We start from the raw sequence: 22913 nt of genomic DNA on the forward strand, positions 1-22913 counted from the left end.
CCGGCCTTCTCCGGCCGGGTCTGACGCAGGGGGAACAACCACGTGATACGCACTGCAGCGCTGGGGAGCGCTGCCACTCTGATCACCGGAGCGCTGGCCGCGGGCCTGCTGCTGGCCCCGCCGGCCGCCGCGGCTTCGTCCAGCCAGAACAGCGGTTTCCCGGAGGCGCTGGGCGTCCAGCTCGCCGCCGCCCGGGCCGCCGCCACCGGGGTCGAGTGGAAGGACTGCCCCGCCGACTGGGGCTTCGAGGCCCCGATCCAGTGCGGCTGGGTCAAGGTCCCGCTGGACTACGCCAAGCCGTTCGGCAAGACCATCGACCTCGCGGTCGACCGGATCGGCAGCACCGGCACCAAGGAGGAGCGCCAGGGCGCGCTCGTCTACAACCCGGGCGGCCCCGGCGGCTCCGGCATGCGCTTCCCGCGCCGGGTCACCACCAAGAGCCCGCTGTGGGTCAACACCTCCAAGGCCTACGACTTCGTGGGCTTCGACCCGCGAGGCGTCGGCCACTCCGCCCCGATCTCCTGCATCGACCCGCAGGAGTTCGTCAAGGCTCCCAAGGCCGACCCGGTCCCGTCCAACGAGGCGGACAAGCTCGCCCAGCGCAAGCTCGCCGCCGAGTACGCGGACGGCTGCAAGGAGCGCAGCGGCGAGATGCTGCCGCACATGACCACGCCGAACACCGCGCGCGACCTGGACGTCATCCGGGCCGCCCTCGGCGAGAAGAAGCTGAACTACCTCGGCGTCTCCTACGGCACCTACCTCGGCGGCGTCTACGCGACGCTGTTCCCGACCCACGTGCGCCGCATGATCGTCGACAGCGTGGTCAACCCGGACACCGACAACATCTGGTACGAGGCCAACCTCGGCCAGGACGTCGCCTTCCAGACGCGCTGGAACGACTGGCAGGACTGGGTCGCCAGGTACGACTCCGTCTTCCACCTCGGCGACAGCCGCGCCAAGGTCGAGGCCAAGTACCAGCAGCTGCGCGCCCAGGCCAAGGCCAACCCGCTCGGCGGCGTCGTCGGCCCGAACGAGCTCATCGGCTTCTTCCAGGGCGCCCCGTACTACGACTCCTCGTGGGTCCCGGTCGCGCAGGCGTTCAGCGCCTGGGCCGCCGGTGACGAGAAGCCGCTGATCGAGGCGATCGCCCCGGACATGTCGGACACCAAGGGCAACGCCGCGTCCGAGAACAGCAACGCCGTCTACACCGCGGTCGAGTGCGCCGACGCCAAGTGGCCGACCAGCTGGGCCAAGTGGGACCGGGACAACACGAAGCTGAACGAGAAGTACCCGTTCCTGACCTGGTCCAACGCGTGGATGAACCTGCCCTGCGCGACCTGGAAGGCCAAGCAGAGCAACCCGATCGAGGTCGGTGCCAAGCGCGGTCTGCCGCCGGTCCTGATCGTCCAGTCCGAGCGCGACGCCGCCACGCCGTACGAGGGTGGCGTCGAGCTGCACCGCCGCCTGGCCGGTTCGCGCCTGATCACCGAGCAGAACGCCGGCTCGCACGGTGTCACCAGCCTGGTGAACCCCTGCATCAACACCCGGGTGGACGCCTACCTGCTGACCGGCAAGGTCGACGCCAAGGACGTGAAGTGCGGTCCGCACGCCACGCCGGTTCCCCCGGCCCCGGCCGCCGCGAAGTCGCTCACCAAGGCTCCGGCCTCGGCGCTGCCGGCGCTGGAGGAGCTGCCCGCCGTCCGCTGAGGCGGGCCGAGCCCGGCGGGGCTCGGTAGGGCACGGCACGGGAGAAGGCTCAGCGCGTCTTGCGCCGGGCCTTCTTCCGTGCGTCCTCCTCTTCCGCCTTGACCTCGGCGGCGTACCGGTCGACGTACTCCTGGCCGGACAGCCCGAGGACCGCGTACATGATCTCGTCGGTGACGGCCCGCAGAACGGCCCGCTCGCCCTCCATCCCGGCGTACCGGGAGAATTCCAGCGGCTTGCCGAAGCGGATGGTCACCCGCCGGATGTTCGGGATCTTCTGCCCGGGCGGCTGGATCTCGAAGGTGCCGACCATCGCGCACGGAACGACGGGCACCCCGGCCCCGAGCGCCATCGCGGCCACGCCCACCTTGCCCTTGTAGAGCCGCCCGTCATGGGAGCGGGTGCCCTCCGGGTAGATGCCGAGCAGCTCGCCCTTGGCCAGTACCCCGAGCCCCTCGCGCAGCGCTGCCTGCCCGGCGTCCTTGCCGGAGCGGTCCACCGGGATCTGCCCGGCGCTGCGGAAGAAGAACGCGGTCAGCCGTCCCTTCACCCCGGGGCCGGTGAAGTACTCGGCCTTCGCGAGGAAGGTGATCCGGCGTTTGAGGATGGCCGGCATCAGGAAGTGGTCGGAGAACGACAGGTGGTTGCCCGCGACGATCGCGGCTCCCTCCGCCGGGATGTTCTCCAGTCCCTCGATGCGCGGCCGGAACAGCAGCCGGAGCAGCGGACCGAGCAGCACGTGCTTGAGCAATTGGTAGAACACCGGGGCATTTTCCCTTCACCTGGGGGTCAGGTCAGTGTGCCGGACACGGTGCCAGATGGGCATGGCGAACCAGAATCCCACCAGCCAGCACAGGATCACCGAGGCCAGCAGCCCGGCCTGCGACAGGCGCAGGACCAGGCTGAGGACCAGGAGCACGGCCGCCGACATCGCCGGCATCAGCAGCAGGACGCCCCATTCGGTGTCGTGGGACAGGGGATCCTCCAGGCCGTGGGGGTGGCGTCACATGGAACTTCCTTGGCTGACTTCCGTTGCCTGAGAGAACGGACGGCATTGCCGGGGGTTCATGTGAGGGCCGATCGGAATCGGCCAAAGGGGCCAGGCCTGGGGAGGGGCTGCTGGGGCGGGAGGAGCGGGGCGCGCAGGCGCCGGTTCAGGTTTTGCCGGACGCGGCCATGCCGGCCGTCAGCAGGCCGAGGACCACCCAGCCGAACCACAGCCAGCCGTTGCTGCCGAGGGCCACGGAGTACGTGGCGACGGCCACCAGAGCGGCGAAGGTCATCACGGCCATCGCCTTAACGGATCCGGTCATGCCCCATGGTCGCGCGCGAAGGTGCCGCCGCGCTACTGGCCACGCGCTTGGAGCGAGGCGAGATAGGAGTTGTACGCCTCCAGCTCCTGGTCGCCGTCGCGGTCCGCGGCCCGGTCGGAACGCTTCGCCGCCCGCTGCTCGGAGTGGTACCACTGGTAGACCAGCGCGATCAGCACCAGCACCGAGGGGATCTCGCTGAAGGCCCAGGCGATGCCGCCGCCCCACTGCTGGTCGAGCAGCGGGTCGATGCCGAGGGAGGCCGGCGGGTTCGCGTACGTCTTGATCATCGGCTCGCTCGCCATCATCAGCGCGATGCCGAAGAAGGCGTGGAACGGCATGCCGGCGAACAGCTCCAGCATCCGCATCACGTACCCGGGGCGGTGCGGACCCGGGTCCACGCCCATGATCGGCCAGAAGAAGATCAGACCGACGGCCAGGAAGTGCACCATCATGCCGATGTGCCCGGCCTTGCTCTCCATCAGGAAGTCGAAGAGCGGGGTGAAGTAGAGGGCGTAGAGGCTGGCGATGAACAGGGGGATCGTGAACACCGGGTGGGTGATCACCTTCATGTAGCGGCTGTGCAGCAGCATCAGCAGCAGCTCACGCGGTCCCTTGACGCCCCGGGCGGCGGGCGGCAGCGCGCGCAGCGCCAGCGTCACCGGCGCGCCCAGCAGCAGCAGGATCGGGGAGAGCATGCTGATGACCATGTGCTGGACCATGTGCACGCTGAACATGACCATGCCGTAGTCGTTCAGCTTGGTGCACATCACCAGGGCGACGGTCAGCACGCCCGTGGTGAACGCGATGGTCCGGCCCAGCGGCCAGGCGTCCCCGCGCCGGCGCAGCCGCACCACGCCGTACAGGTACAGGCCGAGGCCCACCAGCGAGCCGATCAGGAAGAACGCGTCGAACGAGAACTCCAGCCCGCGCCCGAGAGTGAACGGCGGCAGGTCCATGTCCATGTTCATGTCCATGCCGTGACCGTTGTGATCCATCTGTTCACTCCCTTGACCTGTGGTGCCCCACCACAGTAGTGCCGCCCCCGGAGGCGAACGCGTCCGGGGGCGGCACTCACAGGAGAAACGCGCAGAAGGGGGGAAACATCACAGAACGTTCTGCGCCTCGGCGTACCGCTGCGCCGGGACCGTCTTGAGGGTCTGCACGGCGTCGGCGAGCGGGACCATCTCGATCTCGGTGCCGCGCAGCGCGGTCAGCATCCCGAACTCGCCGCGGTGCGCCGCCTCGACCGCGTGCCAGCCGAAACGGGTGGCCAGGACCCGGTCGTACGCGGTCGGCGTACCGCCGCGCTGGACGTGGCCCAGGATGACCGGGCGGGCCTCCTTGCCCAGACGCCGCTCCAGCTCGACCGCGAGCAGGTTGCCGATGCCGGCGAAGCGCTCGTGCCCGTACTGGTCGGTGCCGCCCTCCTGGACGTGCATGGTGCCTGCGCGCGGCTTGGCGCCCTCGGCGACCACGACGATCGCGAACCGCTTGCCCGCGGAGAAGCGCTCGCCGACGATCGCCGTCAGCTCGTCGATGTCGAAGGGGCGCTCCGGGACGACGATGGCGTGCGCGCCGGCGGCCATGCCCGAGTGCAGGGCGATCCAGCCGGTGTGGCGCCCCATGACCTCCACGACCATCACGCGCTGGTGGGACTCGGCGGTGGTCTTCAGCCGGTCCAGGGCCTCGGTGGCGACCCCGACGGCGGTGTCGAAGCCGAAGGTGACGTCCGTCGAGGCGATGTCGTTGTCGATGGTCTTGGGGACGCCGACGATCGGCAGACCGGCCTGCGCGAGCAGGTTCGCGGCCTTCAGGGTGCCCTCGCCGCCGATCGGGATGATGGCGTCCAGGCCGAGGTCGGCCACGTGCCCGCGGGCCCGCTCCACCCCGTCGCGCAGGTGCGCGGGCTGCACCCGGGAGGAGCCGAGGATGGTGCCGCCGCGGGCCAGGATGCCGGCCACGGCGTCGAGGTCGAGCTTGCGGTAGTCGCACTCCAGCAGGCCGCGCCAGCCGTCGTGGAAGCCGATGACCTCGTCGCCGTGGTCGACGACTGAGCGGTGCACGACGGAGCGGATGACGGCATTGAGGCCGGGGCAGTCGCCGCCGGAAGTGAGCACACCAATGCGCATGGCAGGAAGAACCTTTGCAACGTGGGCCGACGACCGGACCACGTCGTCCGGTTGGAACTACGGCCACCCTACAAGCGGTGGAGCGGTGGGCTGAACCATCCTCCACATGCTGGTCACACTCGTCGTACGAAACGACGTCGGCCCGGTTCCCCCAAGGGAAAACCGGGCCGAACACATGATTGCGGGCCCGCCCCGATGAGCGGTCCGCGCGGTGTTACGCGGGCTGCGTGGCCGCCGCGATGCGCTCCGCGCGCAGCGCCTCGTACCACCGGTCCTCGATGGGCGGCAGCGCGTTCACGTCGAGGGCCAGCTTCAGCAGCAGGTCCGCGATCTGCGGGTTGCGGGCCATCACGGGGCCGTGCATGTAGGTGCCGAAGACCGTGTCGTTGTACGCGCCCTCGGTGCCGTCGCCGGTGCCGTTGCCGCGGCCCAGCCGGGTGCGGGCGAAGGGCCTCGCGGTCGGGCCGAGGTGGGTGACGCCCTGGTGGTTCTCGAAGCCCGTCAGCTGGGGCAGGTTCAGGCGCGGGTCGATGTCCGCGAGGACGTCGCCGACGCACCGCTCGCCCTCGCCGCGCACGGTGACCACGTCCAGCAGGCCGAGGCCCTCCTGGCGCTCGCCCATGTCGTTGACGAACTCGTTGCCGAGGATCTGGTAGCCGGCGCAGACGGAGAAGACGATCGCTCCGTTCGAGACGGCCCGCTCCAGACCGCCGTCGCGCAGCAGGCGCTCCGCGGCGAGCCGCTGCGGGCGGTCCTCACCGCCGCCGATCAGGTAGATGTCGCCCGAGGTCGGGATGGGCTGGTCGCTGCGCACGTCCACGCGCTGCACGTCCAGGCCGCGCTGGCGCGCCCGGCGCTCCACCACGAGGGCGTTGCCCTGGTCTCCGTACGTGCTCAGCAGGTCCGGGTAGACCCACACCAGACGCAGGCTGTTGTCGCTCATGCTCTTGTCCTCTGCGGTTCAGGTGAGAGTTCTAGTTGCCGACGCGGCGGCGCACGTCCTGGAAGGCGGTGTAGTTGGCGATCAGCTCGATCTGCCCGGGCGGCGCCAGCTGCACGGCCTCGTCGAGGGTCTCGCACACGCGGAAGTCCAGGCCCGCGACCTCCAGGCGGACCGCCAGGTCCAGCTTGCGGTCGCCGATCACGAAGATCGGGTGGCCGGCCAGGCGCGTGTAGTCCACGTCCCACAGCCAGGAGGTGTCCGTGCCGTCGGCGCCGCGCGCGTTCACCGAGAGGATCACCGGGGTCGGCGGCGGGTCGATCAGCGAAAACGTTTCGAGCCAGCCCGCCGGGTTCTTCGCGAGCAGCAGCCGCAGCTCACGGCCCTGGAAGTTCACCACGTCGTAGCGGCCGGCGACGGCCTGTACCTGGTACATCCGCTCCAGCGCGACCTGCGGCGGGACGCCGAAGACGGCGGCCACGGCGGCCGAGGTGGCGGCGTTCGCCTTGTTGGCGCGGCCGGGCAGCTGGAGGTGGATCGGCCAGGCCGAGCCGTGCGGGTCCAGTACGTGGTCCCCGGACAGCACCCAGCTCGGGGCGGGGCGCCGGAAACCGCACTCGCCGCAGAACCAGTCGTCGCCGGGGCGCTGCATGACGCCACCGCAGGAGGGGCACGACCAGGCGTCGTCCTTCCACTCCTGGCCGGCGGCGACCCACACCACGTTCTGCGAGGACGAGGCCGACCACACGATGAGCGGGTCGTCGCAGTTGGCGACGATGACGGCCTTGGAGCCCTGGAGGCCCTCGCGCCACTTCTCCGCGAGCATGCGGGTCTCGGCCGCGCGGTCCAGCTGGTCGCGGGAGAGGTTCAGCAGGGCGATCACCTTGGGGGTGACGTCCCGCGCGACTCCGGCGAGGTACTTCTCGTCCACCTCGATGACGCCGTACTTGGCGTCCGAGCCGCCCGCGAGGGCGGAGGTGATGCCGGCCGGCATGTTGGCGCCGAGGGCGTTGGAGACGACCGGTCCGCTGGCCCGCAGGGCCTCGGCGATCAGCCGGGTCGTCGTGGTCTTGCCGTTCGTCGCGGAGACGAGGACGACGTCGAGATGCTGCGCGAGCGCTCCGAGGAGATCGGGGTCGAGTTTGAGTGCGACCTTGCCACCGATCACCGATCCGCTTCCGCGTCCCGCGGCCCGCGACACCGCCGCCGCGGCCTTGCCCGCCGTCACGGCCAGCTTGGCCCGCGGCGAAAGCGGCTCTGTGTTGCCTGCCATCGTCCCTTGTCCTCCTTGCGTCGGTCGGCCCCAGCCTATCCAGTACCGGCCGGGGCCTTGACCGCGGCGCCCCAGGGCGCCGCAGATCTCCTCATATATTCGCCCGTCGTACCCTTACGGCCATGCGACAGCGCCCCATCCCCGGTACCACCGGCCTCGTCCGCACCATGAGCCTGCTGGGCGACCCGGTGCTCCACGCGCAGTGCGCGGAGGTCACCGCTTTCGGCCCGGCCCTCGACCGGCTCATCGAGGACATGTTCGCGACGATGTACGCCGCCGAGGGCGTCGGCCTCGCCGCGAACCAGATCGGCGTCGGGCAGCGGGTGTTCGTGTACGACTGCCCCGACGACGAGGACGTGCGCCACGTCGGGCACATCGTCAACCCGCGCCTGGTGGCGGCCGACGGGGACGAGTTCCGCGGCCCCGAGGGCTGCCTATCGCTGCCCGGCCTGGAGGCGGGCACGGTCCGTTTCGACCGCGCGGTCGTCGAGGGGGTCACCTCCGACGGCGCGCCCGTACGGATCGAGGGCACCGGGTTCTTCGCGCGCTGCCTCCAGCACGAGTGCGACCACCTCGACGGCACGGTCTACGCGGACCGGGTCACGGGGCTGCGCGCCAAGCGGCTGCGGCGGGCGATCCGCAAGACGCCGTGGGGCGCACGGGCCGCCGGGGCCGCGCAGAACTGAGCGCGGCCCCGGCGCCGGCTCTCAGAACCCCGGGCCGTCCACGCGGTTGCCGGCCGTGGCCAGCCGGCCCCACAGCAGGTCGGTGAGTCCGGTGACCAACTCCGCGCGGTCGCAGGGGCGTTCGCCGAGCCACCAGTCGCCGGCGGCGTGCATCATGCCGACGATGCCGTGGCCCCAGATCCGGGCCAGGCGCTCACCGCCGGGGCCGAGGTCCACGCGCTCGCCGATCACGTCGGCGAGCTCCTCGCCGAGCCGGCGCAGCAGCGGGGCCGAGTGCAGGCCCACGTCGAAGCCCCGCTCGACGGAGTGCGAGTCCTCGGCCGGGTGCATCAGGAACCGGTACACCTGCGGCCGGGCCTCGATGGCCGCGAGATAGGTGTCGAGGGTGGACTCCACGCGGCTGCGGCGCTCGGCCGGGGCGTCGAGCGCGGCCCGCAGCGAGTCGAGCAGCGCGTCGGTGTGCCGGACGGCGAGGGCCTGGTAGAGCCCGGCCTTGTCGCCGAAGTGCCGGTAGAGGATCGGCTTGGTGATGCCGGCCTCCGCCGCGATGGCGTTCATGGACGCCTTGGGGCCGTCCCGGAGGACGACCCGGTCGGCCGCTTCGAGCAGCTCCCGCCTGCGGCGCTCGGCCGCTCCCGGTTCGCCGGCCTGCTGAGTGGTCTCCATGACGTGTTTCTCTCCCCGCCCTTGCGATGGTGCGTGACGCCCACGCAACGTAACACCCCGCACACCCTCGCGATCGAATCGGCTGCCGTGCGGGCGCCGCTGCTTGACAGTGCTTACTCGTCGGTAACAGACTGTGGCCACCGTATGGGTTACCGCTAGTAACGCACTGGTGGACGCACAGCTGGAGGGGAACATGGCGGAGTTCACCATGGAGCTCAATGACGACCAGAAGCAGGTACGCGACTGGATCCACGGCTTCGCGGCCGAAGTGATCCGGCCCGCCGCCGCGGAATGGGACGAACGCGAAGAGACTCCGTGGCCCGTCATCCAGGAGGCCGCGAAGGTCGGCATCTACTCGCTCGACTTCTACGCCCAGCAGTTCTTCGACCCTACCGGCCTCGGCATCCCGATGGCCATGGAGGAGCTGTTCTGGGGTGACGCGGGCATCGCCCTGTCGATCGTGGGCACCGGGCTCGCCGCCATCGGCGTCGTCGCCAACGGCACCGAGGAGCAGATCGGGACCTGGATCCCGCAGATGTACGGCACGCCCGACGACGTGAAGGTCGCCGCCTTCTGCTCCTCCGAGCCCGACGCCGGATCCGACGTCGGCTCGATGCGGACCCGTGCCGTCTACGACCAGGCCAAGGACGAGTGGGTCCTCAACGGCACCAAGACCTGGGCGACCAACGGCGGCATCGCCAACGTCCACATCGTCGTCGCCGTCGTCGACCCCGAGCTCGGCACCAAGGGCCACGCCTCGTTCATCGTGCCGCCGAACACCCCCGGCCTGTCCCAGGGCCAGAAGTTCAAGAAGCACGGCATCCGCGCCTCGCACACCGCCGAGGTGGTCCTGGAGGACGTCCGCGTCCCCGGTTCCTGCCTGCTCGGCGGCAAGGACAAGCTGGACGAGCGCCTCGCGCGGGCCCACGAGCGGGCCAGGGCCGGCGGCGGCGAGCGCGTGAAGAACGCGGCCATGGCCACCTTCGAGGCCTCGCGCCCGGCGGTCGGCGCCATGGCCGTCGGCACCGCGCGCGCGGCGTACGAGGTGGCCCTCGACTACGCCAAGACCCGTACGCAGTTCGGCCGTCCGATCATCGACAACCAGGGCGTGGCCTTCCAGCTCGCCGACATGCGGACCTCCATCGACGCGGCCCGGCTGCTCGTGTGGCGGGCCTCCTGGATGGCGGTCGCGGGCAAGCCCTTCACCTCGGCGGAGGGCTCCATGTCGAAGCTGTTCGCGAGCGAGGTGGCCAAGAAGGTCACCGCCCAGGCGGTCCAGATCCTCGGCGGCAACGGCTTCACCCGCGAGTACCCGGTGGAGCGCATGCACCGCGACAGCGCGATCTACACGATCTTCGAGGGCACCAGCGAGATCCAGCGGCTGGTGATCGCCCGCACGATCTCGCAGATGCCGATCCGCTAGCCGCCCGCGCGCCGTGCCTCACGCGTGGGCCCGTCAGTGCACGGGCGTGAGGCACAGCGAGTGGACGCCCTCGACCCACTTCTCGGGGACGCTGATCAGGTCGCCGTCGGCGCAGTCCGCACCGCCGGTGCCCCGCTGCTTGGTGACCAGGTACTTGGCCAGGGGGGAACCGCAGGCTTCCGGAATCAGCTTCTCGTTGCGCAGGTCGTCCGCGTCGCGCACGCACGTCCCGATGGCCGGACCGGTCGGCAGCCCGTCGTCCCCGGCCGCCAGGCCCAGCAGGATGAGGACGGGAGGCACGAAGGCGAGCAGCACGGCCGGCACCAGGAAGAGCAGTGCCGACGGCCGGCGCCACAGCGGCTTGCCGGGGTTCAGCGAGGGCACGATGGCGCCCGCCGGGGGAGCGAGCCCGAGGAAGCGCGCCCGCGCACCGAGGTTCATCAGCAGCGTGACGGGCGTGATGAACACGGACAGCGGGCCCCACCAGCCCTGCCACAGCGTGTCCGCGGACATCCTGCGGTAGGTGGCGAGCCCGCAGTCGCGGCAGAACGGCCCCTCCTGGCGCAGGAACCGCATCAGGACGAGCATGCCCTGGTGCCCCCGTACGGTGGCCTGCGCCGCCGGCTGGGCCCCGCACACCCGGCAGCCGTACGGGGCCTGCGGCAGCGGCTGGTGCCCGTACGGGACCGCCTGCGGCGGCATCCCGTACGGGTGGGGGCTGCCCTGCCGCGGGGCGTACGGGTGGTACTGCTGGTACGGGCCGGCGCCGTGCTGCGGTGGCGGAGTGGCCACGGAACTCTCCTCGGGTCTCGCGGTGACCACCGGGCGGTCGGTGATCACCGGCACCCTAGCCCGCGTCGGGAGGTCCGCGGCAGTCGGCCAACGGGCCCGCGGCGAACGTGATCCCGGCCACGCCCGTGCGCGCCGCGAACGCCGCCGCGGCCCGCGTGGCCGCCCCCTCCAAGGGGCCTCGGGTGAACGATCCGAATACCGGGCATGAGCGCATGGTGAGCGGGCATACACACCCTGAACTGGACCACGAATATGGGTTCCGTCCGGGGGCGGCGATCAGCAATACTCACCGCCACCGTGGATCGCGGATTCGACCGGGTGACCACCGGCCCTCCCGCCCCACACTGCGAGGAGGTGCGCCATGTGCTCCCACCAGCCCCCCTGCCCGTCCGCCGACAGCGCCGATCACGACGCCGCCCGCACCGTGGCCTTCCGCCCCGAACAGGGCTGGAGCCTGCTCTGCAACGGCCTGGTGGTCTTCGATGACACCGGTGAGCTGCTCCCCGACGGCCGCGCGGTGGAACCCCGCCGCCCGGCCCTGGTCTGAGCTAGGAGGCCGCATGCGCCAGCAGCTGATCCGCAAGCCCGTCCCCAAGCCCGCACCACGAGACCTGGACCTGCGCACACCGTCGGGCAGACCCCTCCCGTACTGACGGGAGCCCCGACGTTACGCGGCCCCACCGGCTGGAGTTCAGCCGGTGGACGCCGCGGTGCCGCCCAGGAACGCGGCCTCGAAGGCCTCGTCGCCGATCGCCGCGCGGGCCCGCCGCTCGCCCTGGTCCCGCAGGGCCGTCAGCGAGGGTGAGCCCATCTGCGGCCGGCCGACCGTGCGCCACCAGGCGTGCCCGGTGCCCAGCAGCCGCGCCGCGAGTTCCCCGTCGCCCAGCGCCGCCACCGCCGCCGCGAGCACGTCCAGGCCGAGCGCGATGCCGAACCGGTCGCCGAGCAGCCGCTTCCCGGAGAGCATCGCCCGTACGTGGCGAGCCGCTTCCCCGTGGCGGCCGAGCCCGAGCGCCGCGACCGCCAGCACGTAGTCCGCGTACGCCCGCAGCCAGCGCTCGCCCAGCTCCGCGCAGGCCTCGCGCAGCCCCCGGGCCTCCTCGGCGGCCTCCTCGAAGCGCTGCAGGTCGCACAGGGCGTAGCCGGTGGCCAGCCGGCACAGCAGCCAGCCCGGGCCACTCGTCCGGCCGCCGTGGCCGGCCCGCGCCCGGGGTCCGGCCAGCTCCAGCGCCCCCACGGGGTCCCCGGGCATCAGCACCGACACCCCGTGCAGGTACGCCGCCCGCAGCTCCGGCTCGGGATCCGCCAGCCGGGCCGCCGCGCGGGTGCACTCCGCGCCCAGCTCCCGGGCCGCGTCCATGTCCCCCTGGAGCAGGGCGGTCAGCCCGAGGGCCCACAGGGCCTGGGTGTACGCGGCGCCGGTGCCCGGGGCCGTCCGCAGGGCCCGTTCCAGGAAGCCCCGCCCTTCGTGGACGTGCCCGCACGAGAACCAGAAGAACCACAGGGCCCCGGCCATCTCCAGCGCGGCCGCCGGGTCCGCGCCGAGGAGGTGCTCCAGCGCCGTGCGCAGCTGTGCGTGCTCGGCGGTCATCCTGCGGTACCAGTCCACCTGGTCCGGGCTCATCCAGCCCCGGTCGGCGGCCTGGCAGAGCGCCGCGTACCAGTGGGCGTGCCGGTCGGCGACGGTCTGCACCTCGCCGAGCTCGGCCAGCCAGTCGTGGCCGTACTCGCGGATGGTGTCCAGCATCCGGTAGCGGGCGCCCGCCCCCCGCTCCAGGGTGCGCCGTACGACGGACTTCGCGACCAGGCCCGCGAGCACCCGCTCCACCCGGGAGGCGGGCAGCGGGCCGCCCGAGCACACCGCCCGGGCGGCGGCGACGTCGAAGTCCCCGGTGAAGACGGACAGCCTGGCCCACAACAGCCGTTCCACCGGCTCGCACAGCTCGTGGCTCCAGCCGATCGCGGTCCGCATCGTCCGGTGCCGGGGCTGGAGGGCGGGCCCGCTGTCGGACAGCACGGCGAAGCGGGTACCGAGGCGCTGCGCCATCTGCTCCAGGGTCCACAGCCGCAGCCGGGCGCCGGCCAGTTCCAGGGCCAGCGGGATCCCGTCGAGGCGGCGGCACACCTCGGCCGCGAGCCGGGCCCGTTCGGGGTCGTCGAAGGCCGCGGCGGCCTCGGGGGTCGCGGCCACGGCCCGGGCGCGGAACAGGGCGAGGGCGTCGCTCTCGGGTCCCTCACAGGGCAGCGGGCAGACCTCGACGACCTTCTCGCAGGGGCTGTCGAGGGGTTCCCGGGAGGTGACCAGAACCGTGAGTCCGGGTGCGGACTGGAGGAGTTCACCGACGAGGTGGCGGCACTCGGCCACCATGTGCTCGCAGGTGTCGAGGACGAGGAGCAGTTCCTTGTCGGCCATCCACGCGCACAGCTCCTCGTCGAGGGGGCGGGCGGAGTGGTCGGCCAGGCCGATGGTGTGGGCGACGGTCATGGTGAGCAGGCCGGGGTCGCGCAGGGGCGAGAGTTCCACCCACCAGACCCCGTCGCGCCGGGCCTGTTCGGGATCGCTGACGGCCCGCAGGGCGAGGCGGGATTTCCCGACGCCGCCCACCCCGGTGAGGGTGGTCAGCCTGCGGGAGCGCAACAGGCAGTGCAGCTCGGCGAGTTCGCTCTCCCGCCCGACGAACCCCGCCGGGTCGGGCGGCACGTTTCCCGGCGGGGCGCAGGGAGCCGGCTCGGGATCGCCGTCGGGCTCCGCGGAATCCGGCCGTTTTCTGTTGGACGCGTACTCACCGAACACGGGTGTATTGTGCGCGATCTTCTTGCCCGGCCGTGCCCTTCCGTTCGGATTGCCGTCACCTTGCCGGGAGGCGGGCCGTGCGCCTCATGACACGAGTACGATGCTCCGCTCCGCGGAGAAGGCCCCCCAGTTGCCGTCGGGCAGCCGGGCGCGCAGCTTGAGGGTCCACCGCGTGCCGGCCGGCTCGGTCACCGTGAGCCGGTGCTCCACGCCGGCGGCTCCGGAGGCGGGCACGGCGCCGGCACCGAACTGGATGACGGTGACGGGACGTCCGTTGACGTGGAGTTCGTACTCGGCGGTCGGGCGGCCGGTGTCCGGGGCGGTCCAGGTCAGCGTGACGGCGCCGGGGGAGGCGGTCGCGGTGAAGCCGGCGGGCGCGGTGCCCGGGCCCTGCCCTGCGGAGGGCGGGGTGGTCACGTCCACGGCCGGGCCGTCGGGGGAGGAGTTGTCCGCGCCGTCGCGGGCCCGGACGGTGAAGGTGTAGACGGTGTCCGGCTGGAGGCCGGTCAGGGTGGTGCCGGTCTCGCCGGGGCCGGCCGTGTGGATCCGGACGCCGCCCTGGTAGACGTCGTACGCGGTCACGCCGGTGTCGTCGCTCGCCGCGGCCCAGGACAGCGTGGCGGACCGGGGTCCGTCCGCCCGGCCCGTGGTGCGGGCGGGGGCGGTGGGGGCCTGGCGGTCCTCGGCCTTGGCGGCCGGGGTGGTGGCTGCGGCGGAGGCGCTGGGGGCGGAGGTGTTCCCGGCGGCGTCCCGGGCCCGGACCGTGAAGGCGTAGCCGGTCTGCGGGGTGAGGCCGGTGATGTCCACCATGGTCTTGTCGGCCGGGAGTTCGCGCACCAGCCGGCCCGCCTGGAAGACCTGGTAGTTGGTCACCGCGTCGGCCGGGGCCGCCGCCTGCCACATGACGTGCACGGAGGTGGCGCTGCCGGCCTGTGCGGTGATCCCGGCGGGGGCCGCGGGGGGCGTGGTGTCGGCCGCGGTGCAGGCGGCGAGCCCGGTGGCGGCCAGGCAGAGGGCGAGCAGGGGGGCGGTGCGTCGCACGGGGGGCCTTCCTCGGCTTCCGCTTCCTCGTAAAGGTCTAGACATATATGGCACGGGTGCGGGCGGTGCGGCAAGACCCGCGCGCGGCGCTTTCCCCGTCGGCCGGTGTGACCGGGTCCGTGTTCTTCTGGCCCCGCCTGGCGTTATGGCGAACTCTTGAGGTCGTCAAGCACTGATCGCCCGTCACGGACGGTCAACACCCGTACGGCGGACACGGGTTTCGCCCGAAGGCACCCCCTCCTGCGCCACGATGGCGCCGCCTAAGGAGGTATCGATGGTGATTTCGCTCTCCGTGGTCGTGCTGCTCCTCGTCCTCGCGTGGATCTTCATGCGCAGCGGCGGCCTCAAGTTCTCCCACGCCCTCGTCTGCGTACTGCTCGGCTTCTACCTCGCGAGCAGCAGCATGGCGGGGACCATCCACGACGGTCTGACGGCCACGGCCCAGGTGGTCTCCGGCCTGCGCCCGTAGGCCCGCCGGTCCGGGGCCAATTGATCAACTGTTGCGCCTTCATGAATCATCCGGCTCCTCCATGGACTCCTCGGGCCGTGCGATCTAGCGTCTGGCGGCGGCGCGATGTCATACGCACTGTCAATAAAACTGAAGAGAACGGAGGAATTCCGGATGTTCCGAAGAGCGCTGAACTGCGCCGTGGTCCCCGCCCTCATCGTCTTCACCGCGATGTACGGGATCTCCCCGGCGCAGGCCGCGGAGATACCCCAGGCCCCCGGCCACCGCCTGGTCAGCCACTACGACGGCGCCCCCGCGGCCGCCGTCCCGCTGCCCGGGGAGGCCCCGCCCCAGCACCCCTTCCTCGCGCCCAACGGCCGCAGCGGCATGCACTCCGACGCCGGGGGCAGCGCCACCTCCCCCTGGTCCGGGCCGCTCGGCCGCAACCCCCAGGTGAGCAGCGAGAAGATCGCCGCCCTCGGCGGCGAGTGCGCCACCGCCACCTTCGACGCGGGGGGCCGGCTGGTCACGGTGTGCGGCACCTTCACCGGCTTCAAGGTCAAGCTCCTTGATCCCCGTACGCTGGCCACCCTCGCGGAACACCAGCTTCCGCAGCGTTCCTCGACGGTCGAGGCGATCACCTCCCTCGACTTCTCGAAGATCTTCAAGGACACCTCGGGCGGCGCCTACTTCTACCTGGACGACCAGGACCGGGCCGTGCTGGCCGACTCACGCCAGCACATCCTGCGCCTCTCGCACGCGCAGCGGCCGGACGGCAGCTGGACGTTCGCCGTCGACGACGACTGGGACCTCACCGGCCAGGTCCCGCACGACTGCGTCACCTGGACCAACCTGCGGCCCAGCGGCACCTGCGACCCCGTCACCTCCGTGATGCCCGACTGGAGCGGCCGCATCTGGTGGGTCACCCGCCAGGGCCGCGTGGGCACCGTGGATCCGCGGACCTCGCAGATCCGCTCGATCAGCCTCCCGGGCGAGGAGATCCAGAACTCCTTCTCGGTCGCCGAGGACGGTGTGTCGATCGTCTCCGACCACGCCCTCTACAGCTTCCGCGCCACCGCCGACGGCACCCCCGAAGTGCAGTGGCGCCAGACGTACGACCGCGGTACGGGAACCAAACCCGGCTCCGTGAACCAGGGTTCGGGCACCACCCCGGACCTCTTCGGCGACGGCTACGTCGCCATCACCGACAACGCCGACGACCGGATGAACGTCCTGGTCTACCGGCGGGGCGCGGACGTACCCGCCGACCGGCGGCTCGTCTGCAAGATCCCGGTGTTCGGCAGTGGTGCCTCGACCACCGACAACTCCCTGATCACCTGGGGCAACAGCATCGTCGTCGAGAACAACTACGGCTACGAGAACCTCACCAGCCTGCTGCTCGGCAAGTCGGTCGTCGGCGGGGCCGGCCGGATCGACGTCCGCGCCGACGGCAGCGGCTGCGACACGGTGTGGCAGAGCACCGTCCGCTCGCCCTCCGTCGTCCCGAAGCTCTCCACCGCGAACGGGCTGCTCTACTTCTACGAGAAGGAGCCCAACGCCTGGGGGATCGACGCCTGGTACCTGACGGCCGTGGACTTCCGCACCGGCGAGCGCCGCTGGCGGCAGCTGACGGGCACCGGGCCGCTGTACGACAACAACTGGGCGCCGATCACGCTCGGGCCCGACGGCACCGCGTACGTGGGCGTCTTCAACGGCATCGTCGCGGTACGCGACGGCGGCTGACACCGGGCCGGCCGGCGCGCGATCCGCGCCGGCCGGCCCCTCAGCCCCCGGAACGTCCGGGCTGCCCGGGGCGCTCGGCGCGCTCGGGCAGCTCGGGCTGCTCGGGCTGTTCGGGCCGCCACAGCGGGTGTTCGCGCTCGGCCCAGGCCCGGCCGACGGAGCCGGTCCGCAGCCCGCGGCGTGCCTCGGGGTCGGCCAGGGCCTTGCCGATGTGCGCGGCGAGCACGACGGCGACGGTGAGGGCCAGCCAGTCGTGGACGAAGGTGGCGGCCGTCCGCTGGACCAGCGGGACCAGCCCGGTCCACCACATGAGCACGCCCGTGCCCGCCATCACCAGCACCGCCCCGGCCAGCCAGCCCGCGTAGACCTTCTGGCCGGCGTTGAACTTCCCGGCGGGCCGCCCCGTCGCCCGGTCGCGCCGCAGGGCGGCCCGCAGCCAGACCCGGTCGTGCGGCCCGAACCGGCCCAGGCGCCGCAGATCGGCGCGGAAGGCGCGCGAGGCGAGCCCCAGCAGGAAGGGCACGACGAGCAGCAGCCCGGACCAGACGTGCACGGTGACGACGAGGTGGCGCCGGCCGACGAGTTCGGCGAGCGGAGGCAGGTACAGACAGGCCGCCGTACCGACGCACAGGCCCATCAGTGCGGCGGTGGACCGGTGGATCCACCGCTCGGCGCGGCTGAACCGGTGGACCCGCTCGGCGCGCCGGAGCACCGGATCAGACGGTCGGGGCATCGTCACGTCCGTTCGACCGGCCGACCCAGGCGTCGACGTCGTACCCGAGGTCCTCCCAGTAGCCGGGTTCCACGTCACGGGTGAGGGTGATGCCGGAGAGCCACTTCGCGGACTTGTAGAAGTACATGGGGGCGACGTACAGGCGGACGGGGCCGCCGTGCGAGTGGCTCAGCGGCTTGTCCTGCATGCGCAGCGCCACCATGACGTCGTCCCGGCGGGCCTGGGGGAGGGTCAGCGACTCGGTGTAGGTGCCGTCGAAGCAGCTGAAGCGGATGGCCCGGGCCTCGGGGCGCACCCCGGCGGCGTCGAGCAGCCGCGTCAGCGGAACCCCCTCGAACGGGGTGCCGGGAACCCGCCAGCCGGTGACGCACTGGACGTCCCGTACGACGCGGGTCTGCGGGAGCGCCCGGAGCGCGTCGAGGGTGTACGTCGTGGGGCGGTCGACGAGGCCGTCGACGGTGAGCCGGTAGTTGTCGGGTCCGCGCTCGGGGACGGAGGAGGCCACCGAGTAGTAGCGGAACCCGCCGCCGTTCGGCAGCAGGCCGGTGAGGCCGGTGGGGTCCTTGTCGGAGGCGGCGCCGAGGAAGGACTCGAAGCCGCCCTGGAGGTACGGGGCGGCGACCAGCCCGGCGGCGCCGAGGCCGACCATGCCGAGGACCAGGCGGCGCCCGACGGGGGCGCCCTGAGCGTCGGGGTCCGGTGGCTGGGGTGCGGGTACGGCCGCGGGTGCTGGGCTCACGTCCCGATTCGACCACCGCCGCCGCGCCCGCACCAGGCCCGGCGGCGGTCCGTCAGACTTCCGTCACACCTTTCCCACCGCCGCCGGACGACCCTGCCTAGGCCTTCCAGAAGAAGACGGCCGTCATCCGCTTCTCCTCCAGGGTCTGGCCCGAGTAGCCGGTGGCGCTGTGGATCAGGTTCGCGGAGTAGAGCAGCAGCCGGTTGGCGCGATGGGGGACCCGTACGTCCTCGGTGAAGGAGTCGGGGGAGACGAAGCGGGTGCCCAGCGCGTCGACCAGGTTGTTGTGCGGTGCGATCACCTGGTTGCCGCCCAGCGCACCGCCGGGCAGGCTCTGCCGGTAGAAGCTCGTCCCGCAGTCCTTCGGCACCTTCGGGTTGAGGTAGAGCACGGCGGCGTAGCGGCACAGGCTCCGCGAGTCGGTGTGCGGGCGCGGCTCGCACTCGCCCTCGCCGACGACCTGCACGCAGTTGTGGTTGAACGTTCCGCCGCCCGCGGGCCGTTCGGCCCAGATCTTCGGCGCGCCGGTCGACTTGCGCACCAGCCGTTCCACCAGGGCCAGTTCCTCGGGCTCCAGACCCGGCATGGCGCGCAGCCCCGGCCAGCTCTCGGGCTTGTGCGGATAGCCCTCGGTCCAGTCGTCCTTGGCCAGGCAGCGCTCCCGTACGGCGTCCGGGTCCGGCAGTACGTCGTCCAGTACCCAGTAGTCGCGCCCACGGGTCGGCTTGCGGTACGGGAGGACCGGGAGGGGAGGAGGTAGGGGCATGGCAGGGACGGTAGCCACCGGGTCCGGTGCGGCTCTCTCCGAAAGGAGTCAACGTTCCGTCAAGTGTTCGCCATGGGTGGTGAGATCGGCAGGACACGCCTGCGGGCGGCAGCCACCGGGCGGACCCAGTGGTTCACTGGCGGCATGCCGCTCGAAAACTACGGAGTGCTGTCCGGAACCCTGCACCGCCACTTCCGCGACCGGCCCGACGACCAGGGCCGCTGGTTCCACGTCCACCTGGAGGTCGACACGCCCGCCGGCCGCTACGCATGCGCCGTCGACGTGGACAGCAAGCACTCCGCGATCGGGGTCCAGTGGAAGGTCTTCACCCTCCACGCCTCGGTGCTCGACCCCGTCGCCTCACCGTCGCCCGGCTACCACGACCTCGCCCGGACCTCCGGATCGGGCGCCCTCGACTACCTCCGGCACCCGGCGCTCGCGGACCGCCCCGGCTGTCTCCTCGGCGGTCACCCGCCGCAGTGGTTCCAGCGGATCCTGGACCGGCTGAACCCGCCCCGGCCCTGGATCTCGGGCTCGTACCTGGAGGCCTCGCAGGCGCTGGAGCCGATCCTCGTCGTGGGCCGGCCGGTCCTGGTCTTCGGCGAACCCTTCGACGAGGGGCTCGGCATGCACGACATCCACCAGAACCAGGGCGACCCCTACGGCAGCCAGTGGTGGCCGGACAACGGCATCTGGCAGGACGGGGCCACGCTCACCCGGCGCCCGGACGGCCTCTTCGACGTGTTCGTCTCCCGGTTCTCCACACAGAGGGAACCCACCGACGACGACGGCCATCCGGTCACCTGATCGAGGGGTACGACCCCCACGGACACGGCCTAGTGAGCCGCGCGGCACGCCCCGCTCGCGTCGCTCGCGGAGTAGCCGGCCGCCTGGAGGCTCGCGGCGCAGCTGGTCTGGTTGCCGATCTGGCCCTCGTAGCAGGCCTGCCCCACGGCGTCCGTGATCTGCTTGCCGTGCTGTACGAGGTACTGCTCGCAGTCCTGGATGCTGGTCGGGGCGGCGGTGGCCGCCGGGGCGGCGAAGAGGGTGCCCCCGGCGGCGAGGACGAAGCCGGCGAGAACGCCGGCGATACGGGCCGACACACGCATGTGGATGCACCTGCTCTCTGGGTCGGTCACGCGGTCCGCCGGTGCGCCGGGCCACGGGCGGGGGCGGCGCGGAGCGGGCACTCCGGGGGGCGACAGGCTTCACGCATCGGTCACCCTCGCCCTTCCGACGCTAGAGCACCGGGCGACGGGTCGCCACCGCCGTACAGAGCGCCGCCAGCGGCAGCTCCGCGCACACCGCCAGGGCCAGGGCCGTCGCCCGGGCGCCGCCCCCGGCCGCGGTCGTCACGTCGAACCAGGCGTCCATCAGCAGCAGCGCGGCCGTCGCCGCCGCGAGCGGCGCCGCGCGGGGATCGCGGCGCCCGAGCAGCAGACCCGTACCGCTCAGCCCCGCGGCCAGCATGGCGTCCAGCCCGATCCAGGCCGTCGACCAGTTGGAGACCTCCGCGGTCTGCGGCAGCGTCTTCGCCAGCACCACCATCCACGGCAGCAGCGCCAGCCCGGCGCCGGTGAGCAGCACGGCCGACCGGGGCCGGGGCGTGCGGCGGGCCTGGAAGCGCGGGGCGACGAGGGTCATGGCGGTGGAGCTCCTTCCGGCCCCGGTGGTCCGTCCGCCGGGTACGACGATCACTCTGGTCGCGCGGCGGACCGGAATCAGTAGCGGCACCGTCCGAACCGGGGGTGGCACTGGCTACACCCCCGACCGGGCACCAGGGTGGTGGAGCGGCTCTGAACAGTGCGATTACCGTACGGACATGGGACTTTCCGGGGCGCTGAGGCGTACCACACGCTGGATCGCCGACCACGCGCCCTGGTCGGCGTGGGCCCGCAGCGGCACCGCCTTCACCGCAGCCGCGATCCCGATGGCCCTGCCCGCCGCATCGGTGCTGGTGTTCTTCAAGGCCGCCCCGCTCACGCTGCTCGCTCTGCTGCTCCTGACCCCGCTGCTCACCCGGCTCCAGCGCAGCCGCTTCCGGGAACTGCTGGGACGGGAGATTCCGGCCGTCGTGTACGGACACCGGCCGCTGCGCCCGCGGGTGTTGCTCGCCCGGCTGCGCTCCGAGTCGACCTGGCGGCAGTACGGGTACCACCTGCTGGTCAGCCCGCTCGCGGGGGTGGGCGGGGCGCTGATCGTCCTCGCCTGGGCGTGCGGGCTCGCCGGGGCCACCGTGTACGGATGGTCGTGGCTGCTGCCCGTCGAGAACGCGGGCCCGGGCTGGACCCGGGCCTACGACACCGCCACCGTGCTCGGCGCCCTGCTGCTGCTCGCCACCCCGTGGCTGGCCGCCGCCCTGGCCCGGCTCGACGCCTTCGCCGCGGCCGCCCTCCTCGGACCCAACCGGGCCAAGGAGCTGGAGCGCCGCGTGGAGGACCTCGCCGAGAGCCGGGCCGACGTCCTCGACGCGGCGGACCTCGAACGCCGCCGGATCGAACGGGACTTGCACGACGGCGCCCAGCAGCGTCTGGTCGCCCTCGCCATGAACCTCGGCATCGCCCGGGCCACGCTCACCGATCTGCCGCCCGAGGCGAAGGCCGTGATCGACGAGGCCCACCGCGAGGCCAAAGAGGCCATCGAGGAGCTCAACAGCCTCGTACGCGGCCTGCATCCGGCGGTCCTGGAGGACCGCGGACTCGACGCGGCCCTCTCCGGGATCGCGGCCCGGGCTCCCCTGCCCGTCGAACTGACCGTGGAGCTGGCGCACCGGCCCGGCCCCACCGTCGAGGCCGTCGCCTACTTCGTCGTCTCCGAAGCCCTCGCCAACGTGGCCAAGCACGCCAAGGCCTCCCGCTGCCGCGTGGAGGCCCTCCGGGAGGCCGACACGCTGCGCATCACCGTCACCGACGACGGGGTGGGCGGTGCGGACCCGGTCCGGGGCACCGGGCTGTTGGGCCTGCGCAAACGCGTAGGGTCGGTCGACGGAACCATCCTGATCAACAGCCCCCTCGGGGGCCCGACCGTCGTGACTGTGGAGCTGCCGTGCGGGCTGTGATCGCCGAGGACTCGGTGCTGCTGCGAATAGGGCTGGTCAAGGTCCTCGAAATGGCCGGGTTCGAGGTGGCCGCCGAGACGGGGGACGCCGAGGGGCTGCTCGCCGCCGTGGCCGCGCACGAGCCCGACCTCGCCCTGGTCGACGTCCGCATGCCGCCCGGCTTCACCGACGAGGGCGTACGCGCAGCCCTGATGATCCGTCAACAGTGGCCCGGTACCTCGGTCCTGCTGCTCTCCCAGTACGTGGAGGAGCGCTACGCCGCCGATCTGCTGGCCGGCCGGGCAGGGGGCATCGGGTACCTGCTCAAGCAGCGGGTCGCCGACGTCGAGGAGTTCATCGACGCCGTCAGGCGGGTCGCGGCCGGCGGCACCGCCCTCGACCCGCAGGTCGTCTCACAGCTGCTGCTGCGCCGGGGCGGGGGCATCGACCCGCTGGAGCGGCTCACCCCGCGCGAGCGGGAGGTGCTCGCGCTGATGGCCGAGGGGCGCTCCAACGCGGGGATCGCGGCGCAGCTCGTCGTCAGCGAGAGCGCGGTCGCCAAGCACATCAACAACATCCTCGCCAAGCTGGACCTGCCACAGGCCGATGGCGACCACCGGCGGGTGCTCGCGGTGCTGCGGTTCCTGGACGGCGCCTCGTGAGCGGGGGCGGACACCCGGGCGGGT

At 72.2% G+C, this 22913-nt stretch carries 25 protein-coding genes; 9 read left to right on the forward strand and 16 right to left on the reverse strand.

The window, feature by feature from the left end:
* Window positions 1-42: 42 nt before the first annotated feature.
* Complete coding sequence (locus ADK52_RS07110) at window positions 43-1707, forward strand: alpha/beta hydrolase (RefSeq protein ID WP_078988041.1); 1665 nt, start codon at window positions 43-45, stop codon at window positions 1705-1707.
* Window positions 1708-1756: 49 nt separating this feature from the next.
* Here ADK52_RS07110 and ADK52_RS07115 read toward each other — a convergent pair whose 3' ends face one another.
* From ADK52_RS07115 to ADK52_RS07135, 7 genes are all read right to left on the reverse strand, one after another.
* Window positions 1757-2467, reverse strand: coding sequence for a lysophospholipid acyltransferase family protein (locus tag ADK52_RS07115; RefSeq protein ID WP_053688912.1), 711 nt, complete (start codon window positions 2465-2467; stop codon window positions 1757-1759).
* 15 nt (window positions 2468-2482) lie between these two features.
* Window positions 2483-2644 carry a hypothetical protein gene (locus ADK52_RS42185; protein WP_159045857.1) on the reverse strand — a complete coding sequence of 54 codons (162 nt, stop codon included), beginning with the start codon at window positions 2642-2644 and terminating at the stop codon, window positions 2483-2485.
* Window positions 2645-2858: 214 nt separating this feature from the next.
* Window positions 2859-3017, reverse strand: a complete 159-nt coding sequence (locus ADK52_RS42880; protein ID WP_030158247.1) for a hypothetical protein — start codon at window positions 3015-3017, stop codon at window positions 2859-2861.
* 32 nt (window positions 3018-3049) lie between these two features.
* A complete protein-coding gene (locus ADK52_RS07120) occupies window positions 3050-4012 on the reverse strand; it encodes a cytochrome c oxidase assembly protein (protein ID WP_053688913.1) in 963 nt (320 codons plus the stop codon).
* A gap of 108 nt (window positions 4013-4120) precedes the next feature.
* Window positions 4121-5146 (reverse strand): 6-phosphofructokinase, encoded by a 1026-nt coding sequence (locus ADK52_RS07125; protein WP_053688914.1) that lies wholly within the window; start codon window positions 5144-5146, stop codon window positions 4121-4123.
* Between the two features lie 214 nt (window positions 5147-5360).
* On the reverse strand, window positions 5361-6089 hold the full coding sequence (locus ADK52_RS07130) for a type 1 glutamine amidotransferase (protein ID WP_053688915.1): 729 nt from the start codon (window positions 6087-6089) through the stop codon (window positions 5361-5363).
* 31 nt (window positions 6090-6120) lie between these two features.
* Complete coding sequence (locus ADK52_RS07135; RefSeq protein ID WP_053688916.1) at window positions 6121-7359, reverse strand: MurT ligase domain-containing protein; 1239 nt, start codon at window positions 7357-7359, stop codon at window positions 6121-6123.
* Between the two features lie 122 nt (window positions 7360-7481).
* Between ADK52_RS07135 and def the strand changes: the two genes are divergently transcribed.
* Complete coding sequence (def, locus tag ADK52_RS07140; protein WP_053688917.1) at window positions 7482-8045, forward strand: peptide deformylase; 564 nt, start codon at window positions 7482-7484, stop codon at window positions 8043-8045.
* 21 nt (window positions 8046-8066) lie between these two features.
* Here def and ADK52_RS07145 read toward each other — a convergent pair whose 3' ends face one another.
* A complete protein-coding gene (locus ADK52_RS07145) occupies window positions 8067-8711 on the reverse strand; it encodes a TetR family transcriptional regulator (protein WP_053688918.1) in 645 nt (214 codons plus the stop codon).
* Window positions 8712-8904: 193 nt separating this feature from the next.
* Between ADK52_RS07145 and ADK52_RS07150 the strand changes: the two genes are divergently transcribed.
* Complete coding sequence (locus tag ADK52_RS07150) at window positions 8905-10134, forward strand: acyl-CoA dehydrogenase family protein (RefSeq protein WP_053688919.1); 1230 nt, start codon at window positions 8905-8907, stop codon at window positions 10132-10134.
* Between the two features lie 33 nt (window positions 10135-10167).
* Here ADK52_RS07150 and ADK52_RS07155 read toward each other — a convergent pair whose 3' ends face one another.
* A complete protein-coding gene (locus tag ADK52_RS07155; RefSeq protein WP_053688953.1) occupies window positions 10168-10926 on the reverse strand; it encodes a hypothetical protein in 759 nt (252 codons plus the stop codon).
* A 361-nt stretch (window positions 10927-11287) separates the two neighbouring features.
* Between ADK52_RS07155 and ADK52_RS07160 the strand changes: the two genes are divergently transcribed.
* Entirely contained in the window at window positions 11288-11473 is a 186-nt protein-coding gene (locus ADK52_RS07160; protein ID WP_030158228.1) for a DUF5999 family protein, read from the forward strand.
* Window positions 11474-11617: 144 nt separating this feature from the next.
* On the opposite strand, the gene ADK52_RS07165 is transcribed toward ADK52_RS07160, so the two are convergent.
* A complete protein-coding gene (locus tag ADK52_RS07165; RefSeq protein WP_078988042.1) occupies window positions 11618-13720 on the reverse strand; it encodes an ATP-binding protein in 2103 nt (700 codons plus the stop codon).
* Between the two features lie 84 nt (window positions 13721-13804).
* A complete protein-coding gene (locus tag ADK52_RS07170; protein WP_053688920.1) occupies window positions 13805-14761 on the reverse strand; it encodes a fibronectin type III domain-containing protein in 957 nt (318 codons plus the stop codon).
* A 274-nt stretch (window positions 14762-15035) separates the two neighbouring features.
* Here ADK52_RS07170 and ADK52_RS07175 point away from each other — a divergent pair, with 274 nt between their 5' ends.
* Both ADK52_RS07175 and ADK52_RS07180 read left to right on the forward strand, forming a co-directional pair.
* Entirely contained in the window at window positions 15036-15230 is a 195-nt protein-coding gene (locus ADK52_RS07175; protein ID WP_053688921.1) for a hypothetical protein, read from the forward strand.
* 153 nt (window positions 15231-15383) lie between these two features.
* Window positions 15384-16952, forward strand: coding sequence for a hypothetical protein (locus tag ADK52_RS07180; RefSeq protein ID WP_053688922.1), 1569 nt, complete (start codon window positions 15384-15386; stop codon window positions 16950-16952).
* A gap of 40 nt (window positions 16953-16992) precedes the next feature.
* Here ADK52_RS07180 and ADK52_RS07185 read toward each other — a convergent pair whose 3' ends face one another.
* The 3 genes from ADK52_RS07185 to ADK52_RS07195 form a co-directional block, all read right to left on the reverse strand.
* On the reverse strand, window positions 16993-17685 hold the full coding sequence (locus tag ADK52_RS07185; protein ID WP_078988044.1) for a cytochrome b/b6 domain-containing protein: 693 nt from the start codon (window positions 17683-17685) through the stop codon (window positions 16993-16995).
* The gene (locus tag ADK52_RS07190; protein ID WP_107089993.1) at window positions 17669-18334 is read right to left on the reverse strand and encodes a molybdopterin-dependent oxidoreductase; all 666 of its coding nucleotides are present in this window, start codon (window positions 18332-18334) and stop codon (window positions 17669-17671) included. The genes ADK52_RS07185 and ADK52_RS07190 overlap by 17 nt, the downstream gene beginning before the upstream one ends.
* 187 nt (window positions 18335-18521) lie before the next feature.
* On the reverse strand, window positions 18522-19190 hold the full coding sequence (locus ADK52_RS07195; protein WP_053688924.1) for a DUF6445 family protein: 669 nt from the start codon (window positions 19188-19190) through the stop codon (window positions 18522-18524).
* A gap of 144 nt (window positions 19191-19334) precedes the next feature.
* On the opposite strand from ADK52_RS07195, the gene ADK52_RS07200 reads away from it, so the two are divergent.
* Window positions 19335-19997, forward strand: a complete 663-nt coding sequence (locus tag ADK52_RS07200; protein ID WP_053688956.1) for a DUF2278 family protein — start codon at window positions 19335-19337, stop codon at window positions 19995-19997.
* Between the two features lie 29 nt (window positions 19998-20026).
* Here ADK52_RS07200 and ADK52_RS07205 read toward each other — a convergent pair whose 3' ends face one another.
* Window positions 20027-20299, reverse strand: coding sequence for a hypothetical protein (locus ADK52_RS07205; protein WP_053688925.1), 273 nt, complete (start codon window positions 20297-20299; stop codon window positions 20027-20029).
* Window positions 20300-20429: 130 nt separating this feature from the next.
* Window positions 20430-20834, reverse strand: coding sequence for an LPXTG cell wall anchor domain-containing protein (locus ADK52_RS07210; protein ID WP_063783786.1), 405 nt, complete (start codon window positions 20832-20834; stop codon window positions 20430-20432).
* A gap of 178 nt (window positions 20835-21012) precedes the next feature.
* On the opposite strand from ADK52_RS07210, the gene ADK52_RS07215 reads away from it, so the two are divergent.
* Together ADK52_RS07215 and ADK52_RS07220 are read left to right on the forward strand one after the other, a co-directional pair.
* Window positions 21013-22248: a sensor histidine kinase gene (locus tag ADK52_RS07215; protein WP_053688926.1), complete on the forward strand. Its 1236-nt coding sequence runs from the start codon at window positions 21013-21015 to the stop codon at window positions 22246-22248.
* Window positions 22236-22889 (forward strand): response regulator, encoded by a 654-nt coding sequence (locus ADK52_RS07220; RefSeq protein ID WP_234343497.1) that lies wholly within the window; start codon window positions 22236-22238, stop codon window positions 22887-22889. Before ADK52_RS07215 ends, ADK52_RS07220 begins: the two co-directional genes overlap by 13 nt.
* Window positions 22890-22913: the final 24 nt, after the last annotated feature.

The sequence above is a fragment of the Streptomyces sp. WM6372 genome (genome assembly GCF_001279655.1).
Taxonomy (GTDB): Bacteria; Actinomycetota; Actinomycetes; order Streptomycetales; family Streptomycetaceae; genus Streptomyces.